Source organism: Burkholderia contaminans, assembly GCF_029633825.1.
Lineage (GTDB): Bacteria > Pseudomonadota > Gammaproteobacteria > Burkholderiales > Burkholderiaceae > Burkholderia > Burkholderia contaminans.
In genome coordinates, this window is the sequence record NZ_CP090641.1 from 1,872,720 (window position 1) to 1,887,439 (window position 14,720).

Consider the following 14,720-nt stretch of genomic DNA (forward strand, 5'->3'; position numbering starts at 1 on the left):
GACCATACTGCCGGGCAGTTCTTGATCGAGGCCGCGAACATGCCGACCGAGTTGATGACGTGGCTCCATGCGTTCCTGGGTAACGACGTGGACTGGAAGCAGGTGCTGCTGATCGGCATGACACCGGTCTTCCTGATCGCGTTCGCGATCGAATATGCGGTGATGACCGGGCGCGGCCGCCGCGAGCCGTTTCGCTGGAAGGAGATCGTCGCGAACCTGTCGCTCGGCGCCGGCTATCAGGTGGCCGAGACCGTGATGGGGCTCCTGTTCACGGGTGCGATCTTTGCGTGGGTCTATAGGCACCGGCTCTTCGACGTGCCGGTGAACGGCTTCACGATCGTGCCGATCTTCGTCGTCGTCGAGTTCTGCTACTACTGGTTTCATCGCACGTCGCATCGCGTGCGCTGGTTCTGGGCCGCGCACGTGCCGCATCACAGCGGCGAAGTGATGAACTTCACGACCGCGATGCGGCAGTCGCTGCTGAATGCGTTCGTGGGCGTGTTCGTGTTCTACCTGCCGCCGGTGTGGCTCGGGATCCCGCCAGCCGTCGTGCTGTTCCTGCTCGCGGTCGATCTCGCGTACCAGTACTTCGTGCATACCGAAGCGATCGGGCGGCTGCCGCGCTGGTTCGAGTACGTGTTCGATACGCCGTCGAACCATCGTGCGCATCACGGCCGCAATCCGCGTTACATCGACAGGAACTACGGCGGCGTGCTGATCATCTTCGATCGCCTGTTCGGCACGTATGTCGAGGAAACGGAGCCGGTCGATTACGGGATCACGCAGCAGATTCGTTCGTACAACTTCCTGGTGCTGAACCTGCACGAATTCGTCGACATGTGGCGCGACGTATTCGCACCCGGGCCCGTCCTGCAGCGGCTGAAACACCTGTGGATGCCGCCCGAATGGGAGCGGCCGGGGCATCGGCCGATTCATACGTGGAGTGTCGAGCGCAAGGGTGAGGACGCGATTCCGACCGCGTCGCTTGCCGTGCCTGACGAGGGTGCGTCGCCGCCAGGGCGCAAGATCGTACAAGCCACGCGTACTCGCTCGAGCTAACCTGCGTGCTTTCCTCGGCGAAAGGCATGGCGGGTAATGACGAAGAAAGTTTTCTGGGACGATCCTTACCTGACCACGCTGGATACCGTCGTCAGCCACGTCGATGGCGATCGCGTGCGGGTGGACGCCACCGTCTTCTTTGCGTTTTCGGGCGGCCAGGAAAGCGATGCGGGGTTGCTCGGCGGCTATCCGGTCATCCAGGCGGAAAAGCAGGGCCTCGACATCGTCTATACGCTGCCGCACGATCATGCGCTGAGCGTCGGCGATCGCGTGACCTGGCGCATCGACTGGGCACGGCGGTACCGGCTGATGCGTCTGCACTTCGCGGCCGAAATGGTGCTGCAGCTCGTCTACCGGCTCAGGCCCGGCATCGAGCGCATCGGCGCGCATATCGGGCAGGACAAGGCGCGCATCGACTTCGCGAGCGACACGAGCGTGGCGCCGCTGTTGCCCGGGATCGAATCGGCAGCGGCCGACCTGTCGAAGCGCGACCTGCGCATCGTGACCGATTTCAGCGATGTCGACGCGCAACGCCGGTTCTGGACGGTCGACGGCTTCGCGACGATGGCGTGCGGCGGCACGCATCCGGCGTCGACCGGCGAGGTCGGCATGCTGACGCTCAGGCGCAGGAATACCGGGAAGGGCAAGGAGCGGATCGAGGTGATGCTGGTCGAGCCGGAGGTGGCCGGCGGGCAGCGGGGCGAGCGGGTTGCATAACCCGGTGCCCGCGTCACTTCACTGATACCCGTAACACTGCTTCAACCCCGCATAGTCGTAGAAGTGGCTGCCCGGCGCGATCTTCGCGCCGTCGCACGCGGCCTGGAAATCCGTTTCGCGCTCGTTGTACAGCATCTTCACGATGAGCCGCGAGCCATTGCGATAGACATCCCACTGCATGTTCGCGGCCATCGGCGACACCTGATCGCCGCGCCACGGATTGTTCGCGTACGTGTACGTCTGCGCCTGCGGCGTCGGTACGAACACGTTCTTCAGGTTCATGATCGACGCGAACGGAATCACGATCTCCGCATGCGTGAAGCGCAGCTTCGCGGCGCGGGTCAGGTCGCCGCGCGCGATCGCGTCGACTTCGCCGAAGAAATCGTCCTGCAGCACCTTCGCCATCCGGTACGTGACGGGGTTCGCTTCCTGGATGCCGGGCCCCTTCTGGTAGTAGTCCTCGGCATCCTGCAGATACGCGAGGTACTGCGCCTGCTCCGCGCCGATGTACTTCTCCATCGTGACGCCGCCGGTCTCCGCCGTCATTGCGGGCGCGACCTGCAGCAGGTTGTACAGCACGCTTACCGCATCGACGGCCGTCGCGATCTTCGTCTTGCCGTCGCCCTTCAGCGTGTTGGTGAACTTGCCGTCCGCCGACGTGAATGCATAGGTGCCCGTGTTCGCGAACGTGTAGCCGTCGGCGCCGAGCTTTGCGAGGAAGGCCTGCGAAACGAGTGCGGACAGTACAGTTTGCGCGACGTCGGCCGCCTGCGGCGCGGCCTTGATCGCGTTGAGTTTCGCAGTCACCGCCGCGTCGTTCGAATAGGCCTGGTATGCCTGGCTCGCCTGGTAGGTCGCGTAGTACGGATTGCCCGTATCGGCCACGAGATCGGTGGCAGGCTTCAGCGAGTGGAAATACAGCAGGAAGCGGTTGGTGCCGGCCGGCTGCGCAACCGGCGCGTTCGCGGGATAGCCGGACGGCGCGGCGGGCAGCATGATCGCCGTGGCCAGCGCAGGCTGCGCGGCCACGAGCGACGCGGAGAAATACGTCGAGCTGTCGACCGCGCGGTCCTGGCCCGAGTTCACGACGACGACTTGCCGGTTGCCGGCCGCGAACAGTGCGGGCAGCCGCTGCGCGAGCCGCGCGGCGAGTTGCTGGTGTTCGCGGATGCCGGTTTGCGTGAGGTTGCCGTACCCCGGTGTCGAGATGCCCGCGACGCCATACCCGAGCAGCGCGTTGGCCTTCATCATCGCGTACGTGTCGGCCTTGAGCTGGGCACCGAGCGCGGTCAGCGCGCCGTCGGCCTCGGCCTTGACCAGCATCGCGTAGATCGCGCCGTCGTACTTGAAGCCCGACAATCCACGCGAGCCGTGCCGCGCGACGAGTTCAGCATAGACTGGCGCGTAGCCGGCGGGTGGCGCTTCGTACGTCGCGGCGTCCTGCTGCGGGCGGTACGGCGTCTTCGTCTGGTAGTAAGTCGCGGGTGTCGGCTTGGGTTGAGGCTGCGGTTGCGGTGCGGGCGTCGAACCGCTGTTGTCGGCCGCGGCCGCGGGCGGTGTCGAGTCGTCCCCGCCGCAGGCAGCGAGCAGCAGGCAGGTAATCGCGAGGGCGGTGGCGGTGCGGATCGGGCGTGTCATCGTGGCGGGCAACGGGCGGGACGATGCGGGTTCGCGTCGTCCCGTCTCCGGGAGTGATCGGTCAAGCCCGGAAGTGTTGCAAGCGACTTTGACAGCAGAATGTCAGGATTCGGTCGGGCAATCGTCGGATTGCCGCCGAGTCGCGCATGGCCGGCCACCGCCGGCCCGTGTGCCGGCGTTCAGTGCAGGCCGGCCGATGCGATCGAGCGCACGGTGTCGGTGATGTTCACGCAGCGCGACAGGCCGAAATGCTCGGCTTCACGGCGCTCCGGTTCGCTGCTCGCAATGGCCACCGCGCGTTCGGGCGGCACGCCGAGTGCCTGCAGCGCGACGTCGAACGGATGCTGGTTCGATCGGGAGTCCTGCTGATTGGCGTCCGTGACGACGACCGAGAAGCGGTCGAGGTTCGCGCGACCGAACTGGCCTTCGAACATGTCGCTGAGCCGTGCAGCCGGCAGCGTCGTGACGAGACCGAGTCGATATCCTTCTTCCGATGCCCGGTCGAGCCACTGGATGATCGCGTCGCGTTGATGGCGCGATTCATGCGAATCCGGTGTTGCTTCGATTTGCGCGAACGCTGCGTCGAGACGGGTGACGATGGCTTCGATAACCACGGTGATTCCTCTTCAGAAACGTGATGATCCGTTCGCCGACGGGAATGCCACACACCTTAGCGTCGATCCGGAAATCGCGACCAATTAATATTTATATCCGACCCATACGATTTCGCTAATGAATGGGGCGGCGAGCCAATGTGGGCGCGGGATGCGTGTCGCACCGCTGGTTCCGCGCGAATCGCATCGTATCGATGGCCTTCGATGTGATGCACCAGATTCGCGCACGCCATGAATGCGCCGCGCATGTGCATATGAAAAAACGGCATATCGAGCGGTGCACGCCCGATATGCCGTCTTCCGATGCCGCGTGTGAATCGACGTGATCAGTGCAGCTTGATCGACGGCTGGTTGCGGCTTTGCAGCCAGTGGCTCAACGACTGGAACAGCGCGCGCTTCACGCCGACCACGCTGAACAGGTGCTTGCGATACAGGAACTTGTACAGTCCGATCGCGGCCAGCCCGTCGACGATCAGCGAGCGCGAACGCACGCTGATGTCGGCCTGGTACACGGCGCCCGCATGCCCGAGCGACACGACGGTGCCCGCATCGCGGAATGTGAAGCCGTCCACCGGCTTGCCGGCGATGCGCCGCGCGAACGCGTTGACCAGGTACACGGCCTGCTGATGAGCGACCTGCGCGCGCGGCGGCAGGAAGCCGTTCGCGCCGCCCGTCGGGCAGGCGGCACAGTCGCCGAACGCATACACGTGCGGGTCGTCCGGCGTCTGCAGCGTATCGGTCACGATCACCTGGTTCGAGCGGTTGAGCGCGATGTCGCCGATCTGTCGCAGGAACGCGGGGCCGGCCACACCGGCCGCCCAGATCGTGATGTCGCTCGCGAGCCGCTCGCCGGTCGAGGTCGTCACGGCATCCGCGCCGACTTCCGCCACGCGGGTATCGGTCAGCACGTCGACGTTCAGCGCGCGAAGCTGCGCGTGCATCTTGCCGGACAGCCGCGCGTCGAGCGCCGGCAGGATGCGCGGGCCGCCTTCGATCAACCGGATGTGCACGTCGCGTGCGGACACCAGCGCCTTGAAGCGGTACGTCGTCAGTTGCTGGATCGCATCCCGCAATGCCGCTGCCAGCTCGACGCCCGTCGCGCCCGCACCGATCACGTTGATGCAGATCGGCGCTGCGCGCCGCGCGGGCTGCTGTTCGGCCTGGTGATTCGCCTTCGTGCAGGCCGCGAGGAACTTCCGGCGGAAATCCTCGGCCTGGTCGAGGTTTTCGAGCGGCAGCGCGTGGCGTTCCGCACCCGGCACATTGAAGAAGTTCGTCACGCTGCCGACGGCGAGCACGAGATCGTCGTAGCCGAGCTCGCGCTGCGGGAGGATTTCCGTGCCGTCCGCGTCCTGCACGGCCGCAATCGTTGCCGTGCGTGCTGCGCGGTCGACCTGTTGCAGCGCGCCCTGCACGAAGCGGAAACCGTGGCGCTTCGCTTGCGCCGCGTATTCGATCGTGTGCGAGGCCGGGTCGCGATGGCCCGAGGCGGCTTCGTGCAGCAGCGGCTTCCAGAAGTGCGTCGGATAGCGGTCGACGAGCACGACTTCGGCTTGCCCGCGGCGTCCGACCGTATCGCCGAGACGCGTGGCGAGGTGCAGGCCGCCGGCGCCGCCGCCGACGATCACGATGCGCGGCAGGCGCGGAGCGCGGTCCGTTGCAAGGTTGGGCGTGGTGTTGTCCATGTTGGGCTCCCGCTGAATGACGATTCGGATGACATTGCTCAAGAACCGACGATATAGTTTTGAACCTACATGAACAATTTAATGTTTATAAGCGACTCATATGTATTCACTTATAGGAAAGACCGCCACGTTCCGGCAGCTGAAGGCGCTGGACATGATTGCGCGGCTCGGCAGCGTGTCGCGGGCGGCCGAGGAACTGAACCTGACGCAGCCGGCCGTGTCGCTGCAGGTGCGCCTGCTCGAGGAGGCGGTGGGCGCCGCATTGCTGCAGCGGGTGGGGCGCGGCGTGCAGCTGACCGCGGCCGGCGAGATCGTGTCGCGCTATGCGCGCGAGATCCTGCATCTGTGGAGCGAGGCCGGTGACGAAGTGGCCGCGCTGACGGGCGATCTCGGCGGCACGCTACGGATCGGCGCGATCACGACGGCCGAGTACCTGATTCCGCCGCTGCTCGTGAAATTCACCGCCACGCGTCCGCATGTGAAGACTTATTTCAAGGTTGGCAATCGCGACGACATCATCCGCATGCTCGCCACCCATGAAATCGATCTCGCGGTGATGGGCAGCGCGCCGAAGGAACTGCGCACGCATGTGGTCGAGTTCGCGAAGCATCCGATGGTGTTCGTCGCGGCGCCCGGCCATCCGCTGATGCAGCGCAAGCGCGTCGCGCTGAAGGATCTCGAATCCGCACACCTGCTCGTGCGCGAACGCGGCGCGGGCACGCGCTCGACCGTCGAGAGCCTGTTCAAGAACGCGGGTTACCGGTTCCATGTGGGCTCCGAACTGTCGAGCAACGAGGCGATCAAGCAGATGGCCGAAGCGGGGCTCGGCGTGGCGTTCCTGTCGTTGCACGCGTGTGCACTCGAGCTGCGCACCGGGCTGCTCGGGCAACTGCCGTTCCCCGGCAACCCGATCGAGCGCGAATGGTATGTGGTCACGCTCGCCGACCGGCGCATTTCGCAGGTCACGGGGTTGTTCCGCGATTTCCTGATCAAGCAGGGCGCGCCGGTGATCGACGGCGCGACGGTGGCGCCGCATGAGCGGCGGCGCAAGTAGGCGGATGCGTCGGCCGGCCGGTCAGACGAGCCCGAAGTCGTCGTTGCTGTCGGGGATCGACGCGAGCAGCCGTTCGAGCCGGTGCCAGCCGACGATGCGCAGGCACCAGGCGGCGACGGTGGCGAAGGCGGTGCGATCGTTGCGGGGGCCGGATGAAGGGCGACTGGCGGCGGAAGGCGAGCGCGCGGTGAACGCTGCGCGTTGCGCAAGGCACTGATGGGGCATGACGGTCTCCGTAGGTGTCGGATGGGGCCATCGTAAGCGGCGCGGCGCCCGCCGGCGCACACGCAAGGATGGCCATGAGCAGGAACGGATGATCTTTTTCTGCTCGACCCGGGCGCGTTGCCGGCAGGCCCGGCAGACCGCCCGAAAACGCGTCACAATGCGCGTTCGACATCCCGATCCACTGGAGGAAGGCCATGAGCGATGCGATTCTCGCGGCGCCGACGGACAACGGCGTCCCGGTCAGCCTGCGCTCGAGCCGCGGGCTCGGCTGGCAGGGCTTCGGTGCGTCGCTGCTGGAAATCCGCGCAGGCACCTACCGGATTCCGGCGGCCGACCATCACCGGATCGGCGTGCATATCGGGTCGCCTGTTCGCGCGGATTGCGTGTGCGACGGCGTGCGCGTGTCGCGCATCCAGGCGCATGGCGACGTCGACGTGATTCCGGCCGGCTTGCCCGGCCAGTGGACCGACAGCGCCGACTGCCGGATTCTCCATATCGCGCTCAGCGATACGTTCGTGCGGCGGACCGTCGAACAGCTCGAACTGAAGCCGTCGCAGGGGCAGATTCGCCGCCGGCTGCAGGTGCGTGACCCGCGCCTGCAGCACATCGCGTGGGCGATGGCCGCCGAACTCGAAGCGGACGACGCGTCGGATCCGCTCTACGCGGAAAGCCTGTGCACGGCGCTCGTCGCGCGGCTGGTCGACGGCCGGCCGGCGTTCCGCGAACGCCGCCGCACGCTCGCGCCGAAGGCGGCCGCGCGCGTGATCGACTATGTCGAAGCGAACCTCGACCGGCGCATGACGCTCGCCGAACTCGCGGCGCTCGTGTCGATCAGCGTGCCGCATTTCAAGGTGCTGTTCCGCGAAACGCTCGGGATGCCGGTGCACCAGTACGTCGTGCGGCGCCGGGTCGAGCGCGCGAAGGCGCTGCTGCTCGAAGGCCGGCTCAGCATCAGCCAGATCGCGCTCGAAGCCGGGTTTGCCCACCAGAGCCACATGGCGAACTGGATGAATCGCGTGCTCGGTGCGACGCCGACCGAGATTGCGCGGTCGGGGGCGCGGGGCGGGCTGCGGCTCGCGTATGACGGCGAGGGGAGCGGGAGTGACGCGTAGCGGAGCGATGGCACCGCGCCGGATATGAGTCGTCGCGTCAGATCCCGAGGCAATTGTTCAACAGGACGTTGGACAACTGCCGCCTGCGCTCCTGGCAAGAGGCGGACCGTACGATTCGAAGCGCCTGGCGAGGCAGCGGGCAACGCGCACCGCAGCCGCCAGCCAATCCGTCATCCTTTCCTGCTGTATTCATCCCTCCGTGCGCGCCGTTCCCTTCGCGCAAACCGACAATCACCGCACCTTCATCCCCTCAGGAGCGAATCGTGTTCGTGATCTTCGGTGCATCCGGCAACGTCGGCCAGTCGACCGTGACGGCCTTGCGCAACGCCGGCCATCCCGTGCGCGCGGTATTGCGCGACGCACGCCATCGTGAACGTTTCGCGCAGCTTGGCTGCGAGGTCGTGATCGCCGAGTTGACGGACGCGAACGCGGTCGCCGCTGCAATCGACGGTGCACAGGCCGTGCAGATCCTGTGCCCGGTGCCCGTCGCCGATCCCGATCCGGCGGCGACGATGACACGGACGATCGACGTCGCGACGGCCGCGCTCGCCGCCAACCCGCCGCCGGTGCTGCTCGCGCTGTCGGACTACGGTGCGGAGCGCGACGGCAATACGGGCATCACGCGTCTGTTTCATCACTTCGAGGAGCAACTGAAGACGATCCCGACGCACGTGACGCTGCTGCGTTCGGCCGAGCATCTTCAGAACTGGACACGCATCCTGCCGGTCGCGCTCGGCACCGGCGTGCTGCCGAGCTTTCACCATCCGGTCGGCAAGGTGTTCCCGACGGTCTGGGCGCCCGATGTGGGCGTCGTCGCGGCGCGGCTGCTGCTCGATGCGCCCGAAGGCGGCAACGGGCCGCGCATCGTCAGTATTGAAGGGCCGCGGCGCGTGAGCGTGACGGCGATTGCCGATACGCTTGGCGCGGCGGCCGGCCGGGCAATCGTCGCGCATGAACTGCCGCGCGATACCTGGGCCGCGACGCTGCTGCGCGCGGGCCTCAGCGAACGTCATGCGCAGTTGATCGTCGATCTCTACGACGTGCACAACGCCGGGCAGATCGACGTCGAGGAGGGCGTGTCGGAACGGCTTTACGGGACGACGACGCTGACCGATGCGCTCGCGCAACTGGTGCGCCAGCACGCGCGGTAACAGCGGTGGCGACGCGCGTTGCCGATCACGCCCGCCGCCGCACCTTGTTCAGTACCGCATACGAAAGCGACCCGATCACGATCCCCCAGAACGCGGAGCCGAGCCCGAGCCACGTCATGCCCGACGCGGTGGCGAGGAACGTGATCAGCGATGCTTCGCGGTGGTTTTCGTCGTCGAAGATCCCGTGCACGTTCGCGCCGATCGCACCGATCAGCGCGAGCCCCGCGAGGATCGCGACGAATGCCTTCGGCAGCGCGAAGAACACCGTGACGATCGTGCCAGCGAAGAGCCCGCCGATCAGGTAGATCGCCCCGTTGGCGAGCCCGGCGATGTAGCGCCGGTCCGGATCCTCGTGCGCGTCCTTGCCGGTGCAGAGCGCGGCCGTGATCGCCGCGACGACGATCGTGATCCCGCCGAAGCACGCAACCACGAGCGACATCACGCTGGTCGCCGTGATGATCGGCCGCGCGGGCGTGTGATAGCCGGACACGCGCAGGATCGTCATGCCCGGCAGGAACTGGCCGGTGAGGCTGACGACGACGAGCGGCAATGCGAGGCTGAGCGTCGTACCGAGGGTCCATTCGGGCGCGATGAAGACCGGATGCGCGATGCTCGGCGACACGTTGCCGAGATGTGTCATCCCGAGCAGCGTCGCGAGCGCGGCGCCCGTCAGCAGCACGAGCACGATGCTGTAGCGCGGCAGCAGCCGCTTGAAGATCACGTAGGACGCGATCATCCCGAACGCGAGCGCGGGGTGCTCCGACGCGGCGGCGAATGCATGCGTGCCGAACGGCAGCAGGATGCCGGCCATCATCCCGCACGCGATGCCGCGCGGAATGTGGCGCACGAGCCGGTCGAAATAGCCGGTCACGCCGACCAGCAGGATGATCAGCGCGGCCGTGATATAGGCGCCCACGGCCTGGTTGAGCGTCAGTTGCGGAAACAGGCCGACGAGCAGCGCGGTGCCGGGCGCAGACCACGCGGTGATGACCGGCACTTTCAGCTTCCAGCTCGCGAACAGGCCCGAGACGCCCGCGCCGATCGAGATCGCCCAGACCCACGACGACACCATCGCATTCGACGCATGGGCTGCCTGCGCAGCCTGGAAGAAGATCGCGAGCGGGCCCGCGTAGGAAATCAGCACCGCGAGAAAGCCCGCGGTAATCGCGGAAACGGACCAGTCGTTGCCGATCGCGCGGATTGCGCCGGGCGGGGTGTTCGGTTGCATCGTCGTGGGGGCGTGCGGCGCGCGGCCGGGAGCAGAGCCGGGGCGAATGATTGTTGGAAGCCCCGGACGAGCCGTCATTCTGGGCATTGCCGGCGCAATTGGCAATGCGCGGGTGGAGGGTAGAAATGTCGGCATTTCGTAAGAAATGCGCGGCTGGGCGGACGAATCGTTGGCCCAGCCGAACGTCACGTACTGATCTGCAACACCTTGTCGACCACCGCCACCTTCACACCGCTTCCCGTCGACAACGACGCCGTGCCTTGATCGAACGGGTGCACGGGCGTATCGGTCGGCGTCCACGCATGGCGCGCGAGCAGTTCGCGATACCCGCCGCGAATCACGAAGCCGCCGCACTTCCGCGCATACGCGTCGCGGCGCATCCGGTACGCGCGCGGCAGGTCGTACCACGGCAGCTTCGGCAGGTCGTGATGGACGAGGTGATAGTTGTTGTTCAGGTACAGCAGCCGCATCGCGAAGCCGGCTTCATTGATCGCAATGCGCGCCTTCGGATGCGGCGCGGCGCGGTGCTCGTACAGCGAGCGGATCATCGCGATCGACAGCGCGGGCCACGTGATCACGAGCAGGTAATACCACCACGGCACGCCGATCGCCCATTGCAGCCACGCGAGCAGCGCAACCACGCAGGCGCTATGCATCGCCCACATCGGCAGATAGCGGAAGTCGCCGCGACGCAATGCGGCGAAAGCGTCGATGCACATCGCAAAGATGCTCAGCGGCGGCCCGGCGACGAATCGTCCGATGAAGGTCTTGCGGGCGACCGTCAGTACGCGGCGCCAGCGCGGCAGCTGCTCCCAGCGTTCACGCGTGACGTAGTTCGTTTCGGGGTCGACGCCCGGCACGGTCAGGTCTTCGTCGCGGTGATGGTCGAGATGCGTGTCGCGATACAGCGTATACGGATACCAGACCGTCAGCGGCGGATAACCTAGCAGCTTGTTCACGAGGGCGGAGCGTGTCGGGTGGCCGTGCAGCAGCTCGTGCTGCAGCGACAGGTGCCATGCGCCGAGCAGGATCAGCGGCGGCGTCGCGGCCGCGAGCGACAGTGTGCCGCCGCGCACGAGCAGCAGCACGGCGAGCCAGCCGCCGTAGATCGCGACGATCAGCAGCCAGGTTGGCCACTCGGTGCGGGCGGTGAAGCGGGTGTCGAGCGCGGCGATCGCACGCGCGTGGTCGACGTCGAAGTATTCGGCCATGGCGTTGAGGCGGATTGAACGGGCAGTGCGGGGAACGAGCGGTTGAACCGGTGCGCTCGGCCCGGGTGCGCAGGTGTCTCGCGGATCACGGTCGGCCTGTCCGTTATCGCGCGCAATGGCGATGCTCGGGCAGGCATCAGACGGTACCGGGATCGCACCGCCCGGCCAACCAATCGATTCGCATTTGCTTATCGCCGCGCGGCCGATAAGCTTTGGGCACGCGGCACCCCGTTCGGCCCCCGTTTTATCGGGATCGAACCGGGTTCCGCGGCGCGAGCGTCGATGCGTAGAATGCCCGCATGAGCTCATGGATCGCCGCCCTGCCGATGTACAACGTGACGCCGCGCCACGATGCGCTGTGGCGCGCACTGCTGCGTGACGCGCTCGATGCGTTCGCGAACGCGGGCGGGCCCGCCGATGTCACGCTTCCCGACGAGCCCTTCGCCGACTTGCACGCGCTGTGGCGGCGCGACGATCTGTTGCTGTCGCAGACCTGCGGCTACCCGTACCGGATGCTGGGCCTGCGCGATGTCGTGCGACTGATCGCGACACCCGTGTTCGATGCGCACGGTTGCCACGGCGCGCACTACAGCAGCGTGCTGGTCGTGTCGTCACGCGCGCATGCGGGCGGCTCGACGACGCTCGCTGCATGCCGGGGGCTGCGGGCCGCATTCAACGGTGGCGATTCGCACAGCGGGATGAACGCGCTCCGGCACGCGGTCGCGCCGCATGCACGCGGCGGACGATTCTTCGGATCGGTTGCAGCGCTCGGCTCGCACCTGAACGTGCTGCGTGCGCTGGCTTCAGCGGAAGCCGATTGCGCGGCGATCGATTGCGTGACGTTCGCGTACGTGAGCGACGCGTTGCCCGAATTGCTGGACGACATCCGGATCGTCGGGATGACGGCCTCTGCGCCGGGATTACCGCTCATCGCATCGCGAACACTCGAAGATACACAGGTCGCTGCTTTGCGAGATGCGCTCGATCGCGCGGTGGCGACCGATGTGGAGCGGGCGCGCGTGCTGCGGCTGAAAGGATTCGAACGGCTGTCGCCGGATGACTATGAGGCGATTGCGCGGTTCGAGCGGGAGGCTGCTGCGCACGGGTATCCGGCGCTCGCGTAGCAAGCAGGCGATGCGGGCGGCTTGACGGGGCGGCGGCCGATTGCCGAAAGAGGGGCAACGACCGCAGGTTGCACGGGGCGATGCAAAGTCACGGACAGATTCAGGTTCGGCTTGGGCGTCACGGCGCAGCGATGCCGCCGCGACGCCTCCACGTTACCGCTTATTCCTCGTCCATCAACCGGACCTTGACCCGCTTACCCTTGATCTTCCCGGCATTGAGCTTGCGCAGCGCATCGCGCGCCACGCCGCGCTCGAGCGCGACATAGGTCGAGAACTCGGTCACGTTGATCTTGCCGATCTGCTTGCCGTCGAACCCGGCGTCGCCGGTCAGCGCGCCGAGCACGTCGCCCGGGCGGATCTTGTCCTTGCGCCCGCCGAGGATTTGCAGCGTTTCCATCGGCGGCGTCAGCACGCCGTCGTCGGCCGGCGTGAGTTCCGCGAGCGGATGCCATTCGACGTCGCGCTTCTGCGCCTGCTCGATCGCACCGACGCGGCCCATCTCGTCCATGCTCGCGAGGCTCAGCGCCCAGCCGTCCTGATCCGCGCGGCCCGTGCGGCCGATGCGGTGCACATGCACTTCGGGGTCGGGCGTGACGTCGACGTTGATCACCGCCTCGAGCTGCGCGATGTCGAGCCCGCGCGCGGCGACGTCGGTGGCCACCAGCACCGAGCAGCTGCGGTTCGCGAACTGGATCAGCACCTGGTCGCGCTCGCGCTGGTCGAGCTCGCCGTGCAGCGCGAGCGCGTGGAAGCCCTGTGCGTGCAGCACGTCGAGCAGGTCGCGGCACTGCTGCTTCGTGTTGCAAAACGCGATCGTGCTCACCGGCCGGTAGTGGTTCAGCAACTGGCCCACCGCATGCAGCCGCTCGTCTTCCGTCACTTCATAGAAGCGCTGGCGGATCTTGCTGTTGTCGTGGCGCTCTTCGAGCTTGATTTCCTTCGGATTGCGCAGGAACTGCTGGCTCAGCTTCGCGATGCCGTCCGGGTAGGTCGCGGAGAACAGCAGCGTCTGGCGCGTGGTCGGGCACATCCGTGCGACCTTTGCGATGTCGTCGAAGAAGCCCATGTCGAGCATCCGGTCGGCTTCGTCGAGCACCAGCGTGTTCAGCGCGTCGAGCTTCAGGTTGCCGCGATCGAGGTGATCCATGATGCGGCCCGGCGTGCCGACGACGATGTGCGCGCCGTGCTCGAGGCTCTGCGCCTGCGGGCGCATCGGCGTGCCGCCGCACAGCGTCAGCACCTTCACGTTCTCTTCGGCGCGCGCGAGGCGGCGCACTTCCTGCGCGACCTGGTCGGCGAGTTCGCGCGTCGGGCACAGGATCATCGCCTGCACGTCGAAGCGGCGCGCATCGAGGCGCGCCAGCAGCGCGAGCGAGAACGCGGCGGTCTTGCCGCTGCCCGTCTTCGCCTGGGCGATCAGGTCCTGGCCGGCCAGCGCGACCGGCAGGCTCGCGGCCTGGATCGGCGTCATGTCGACATAGCCGAGCTGCGCGAGGTTGGCGAGCGTGGCGGGCGTCAACGACAGCGCGCTGAACGGCGTGGCGGTCGGCTGGGTCATTCCAGGTCTCCGAGGTAGGGGCGGCCTTCCATCTGCTCGTAGACGACCTTGCCTTCGTCGTCTTCGAAGCGTTCGAGGTAGTTGCGCGCGCCGCACAGCGGGCAGCGGAACAGCAGCCCCTGGCCTTCGTCCTTGATGACGACGTCGGACTGCTCCCACTGCGTGCCGCAGCTCTGGTTTCGGCAGGTAAACACGGTCTTTCTCCAGCTGAATTCGGTTGATGGCGCGCCCGGGCGGGCGCGGCAACGGCGGGCGGCGCTCGCGCGGCTTGGGCGCGGGCCGCACCGGGCGTCGCTTGGATTGCGTCGATGCGGATGATGGATCGGGCGGCGACAGGGTCGCGC

General features: G+C 66.8%; 14 protein-coding genes. 6 read left to right on the forward strand and 8 right to left on the reverse strand.

The features are described 5' to 3' along the window. The first annotated feature begins 39 nt into the window (after positions 1 to 39). Positions 40 to 1,059, forward strand: a complete 1,020-nt coding sequence (locus LXE91_RS26110) for a sterol desaturase family protein (RefSeq protein ID WP_039344681.1) — start codon at positions 40 to 42, stop codon at positions 1,057 to 1,059. A gap of 36 nt (positions 1,060 to 1,095) precedes the next feature. Next, positions 1,096 to 1,776 carry an alanyl-tRNA editing protein gene (locus tag LXE91_RS26115; protein WP_039344289.1) on the forward strand — a complete coding sequence of 227 codons (681 nt, stop codon included), beginning with the start codon at positions 1,096 to 1,098 and terminating at the stop codon, positions 1,774 to 1,776. Positions 1,777 to 1,794: 18 nt separating this feature from the next. On the opposite strand, the gene LXE91_RS26120 is transcribed toward LXE91_RS26115, so the two are convergent. The 3 genes from LXE91_RS26120 to LXE91_RS26130 all read right to left on the reverse strand — a co-directional run bounded on the left by LXE91_RS26120 (position 1,795) and on the right by LXE91_RS26130 (position 5,713). Then, the gene (locus tag LXE91_RS26120; RefSeq protein ID WP_039344679.1) at positions 1,795 to 3,414 is read right to left on the reverse strand and encodes a histidine-type phosphatase; all 1,620 of its coding nucleotides are present in this window, start codon (positions 3,412 to 3,414) and stop codon (positions 1,795 to 1,797) included. 179 nt (positions 3,415 to 3,593) lie between these two features. Then, positions 3,594 to 4,028 carry an HAD family hydrolase gene (locus LXE91_RS26125; protein WP_039344286.1) on the reverse strand — a complete coding sequence of 145 codons (435 nt, stop codon included), beginning with the start codon at positions 4,026 to 4,028 and terminating at the stop codon, positions 3,594 to 3,596. 326 nt (positions 4,029 to 4,354) lie between these two features. Then, positions 4,355 to 5,713 (reverse strand): NAD(P)/FAD-dependent oxidoreductase, encoded by a 1,359-nt coding sequence (locus LXE91_RS26130; RefSeq protein ID WP_039344284.1) that lies wholly within the window; start codon positions 5,711 to 5,713, stop codon positions 4,355 to 4,357. 100 nt (positions 5,714 to 5,813) lie between these two features. Between LXE91_RS26130 and LXE91_RS26135 the strand changes: the two genes are divergently transcribed. Further along, positions 5,814 to 6,767 carry a LysR family transcriptional regulator gene (locus tag LXE91_RS26135; protein WP_039344281.1) on the forward strand — a complete coding sequence of 318 codons (954 nt, stop codon included), beginning with the start codon at positions 5,814 to 5,816 and terminating at the stop codon, positions 6,765 to 6,767. Positions 6,768 to 6,788: 21 nt separating this feature from the next. On the opposite strand, the gene LXE91_RS26140 is transcribed toward LXE91_RS26135, so the two are convergent. After that, positions 6,789 to 6,992, reverse strand: a complete 204-nt coding sequence (locus LXE91_RS26140; protein ID WP_039344279.1) for a hypothetical protein — start codon at positions 6,990 to 6,992, stop codon at positions 6,789 to 6,791. 194 nt (positions 6,993 to 7,186) lie between these two features. Between LXE91_RS26140 and LXE91_RS26145 the strand changes: the two genes are divergently transcribed. Further along, positions 7,187 to 8,104, forward strand: a complete 918-nt coding sequence (locus tag LXE91_RS26145; protein ID WP_039344277.1) for a helix-turn-helix domain-containing protein — start codon at positions 7,187 to 7,189, stop codon at positions 8,102 to 8,104. A gap of 263 nt (positions 8,105 to 8,367) precedes the next feature. Beyond that, the gene (locus tag LXE91_RS26150; RefSeq protein ID WP_039344274.1) at positions 8,368 to 9,255 is read left to right on the forward strand and encodes an NAD(P)H-binding protein; all 888 of its coding nucleotides are present in this window, start codon (positions 8,368 to 8,370) and stop codon (positions 9,253 to 9,255) included. A gap of 25 nt (positions 9,256 to 9,280) precedes the next feature. On the opposite strand, the gene LXE91_RS26155 is transcribed toward LXE91_RS26150, so the two are convergent. Together LXE91_RS26155 and LXE91_RS26160 are read right to left on the reverse strand one after the other, a co-directional pair. After that, the gene (locus LXE91_RS26155; protein WP_039344272.1) at positions 9,281 to 10,483 is read right to left on the reverse strand and encodes a benzoate/H(+) symporter BenE family transporter; all 1,203 of its coding nucleotides are present in this window, start codon (positions 10,481 to 10,483) and stop codon (positions 9,281 to 9,283) included. Between the two features lie 185 nt (positions 10,484 to 10,668). Beyond that, positions 10,669 to 11,694: a fatty acid desaturase gene (locus LXE91_RS26160; protein WP_039344271.1), complete on the reverse strand. Its 1,026-nt coding sequence runs from the start codon at positions 11,692 to 11,694 to the stop codon at positions 10,669 to 10,671. Positions 11,695 to 11,993: 299 nt separating this feature from the next. Here LXE91_RS26160 and LXE91_RS26165 point away from each other — a divergent pair, with 299 nt between their 5' ends. Next, on the forward strand, positions 11,994 to 12,818 hold the full coding sequence (locus tag LXE91_RS26165) for a phosphate/phosphite/phosphonate ABC transporter substrate-binding protein (protein ID WP_039344269.1): 825 nt from the start codon (positions 11,994 to 11,996) through the stop codon (positions 12,816 to 12,818). 160 nt (positions 12,819 to 12,978) lie between these two features. On the opposite strand, the gene dbpA is transcribed toward LXE91_RS26165, so the two are convergent. Both dbpA and LXE91_RS26175 read right to left on the reverse strand, forming a co-directional pair. Further along, positions 12,979 to 14,376 (reverse strand): ATP-dependent RNA helicase DbpA, encoded by a 1,398-nt coding sequence (gene dbpA / locus LXE91_RS26170; RefSeq protein WP_039344267.1) that lies wholly within the window; start codon positions 14,374 to 14,376, stop codon positions 12,979 to 12,981. After that, positions 14,373 to 14,570 carry a hypothetical protein gene (locus LXE91_RS26175; RefSeq protein ID WP_039344264.1) on the reverse strand — a complete coding sequence of 66 codons (198 nt, stop codon included), beginning with the start codon at positions 14,568 to 14,570 and terminating at the stop codon, positions 14,373 to 14,375. The genes dbpA and LXE91_RS26175 overlap by 4 nt, the downstream gene beginning before the upstream one ends. Between the last annotated feature and the right edge of the window lie 150 nt (positions 14,571 to 14,720).

Excerpts from the sequence above, each read along its gene's own strand:
- LXE91_RS26110 (WP_039344681.1), top strand. The coding sequence starts at position 40 with ATGCCGACCGAGTTGATGACGTGGCTCCATGCGTTCCTGGGTAACGAC.
- LXE91_RS26115 (WP_039344289.1), top strand. The coding sequence starts at position 1,096 with ATGACGAAGAAAGTTTTCTGGGACGATCCTTACCTGACCACGCTGGAT.
- LXE91_RS26120 (WP_039344679.1), bottom strand. The coding sequence starts at position 3,414 with ATGACACGCCCGATCCGCACCGCCACCGCCCTCGCGATTACCTGCCTG.
- LXE91_RS26130 (WP_039344284.1), bottom strand. The coding sequence starts at position 5,713 with ATGGACAACACCACGCCCAACCTTGCAACGGACCGCGCTCCGCGCCTG.
- LXE91_RS26135 (WP_039344281.1), top strand. The coding sequence starts at position 5,814 with ATGTATTCACTTATAGGAAAGACCGCCACGTTCCGGCAGCTGAAGGCG.
- LXE91_RS26140 (WP_039344279.1), bottom strand. The coding sequence starts at position 6,992 with ATGCCCCATCAGTGCCTTGCGCAACGCGCAGCGTTCACCGCGCGCTCG.
- LXE91_RS26145 (WP_039344277.1), top strand. The coding sequence starts at position 7,187 with ATGAGCGATGCGATTCTCGCGGCGCCGACGGACAACGGCGTCCCGGTC.
- LXE91_RS26155 (WP_039344272.1), bottom strand. The coding sequence starts at position 10,483 with ATGCAACCGAACACCCCGCCCGGCGCAATCCGCGCGATCGGCAACGAC.
- LXE91_RS26160 (WP_039344271.1), bottom strand. The coding sequence starts at position 11,694 with ATGGCCGAATACTTCGACGTCGACCACGCGCGTGCGATCGCCGCGCTC.
- LXE91_RS26165 (WP_039344269.1), top strand. The coding sequence starts at position 11,994 with ATGAGCTCATGGATCGCCGCCCTGCCGATGTACAACGTGACGCCGCGC.
- dbpA (WP_039344267.1), bottom strand. The coding sequence starts at position 14,376 with ATGACCCAGCCGACCGCCACGCCGTTCAGCGCGCTGTCGTTGACGCCC.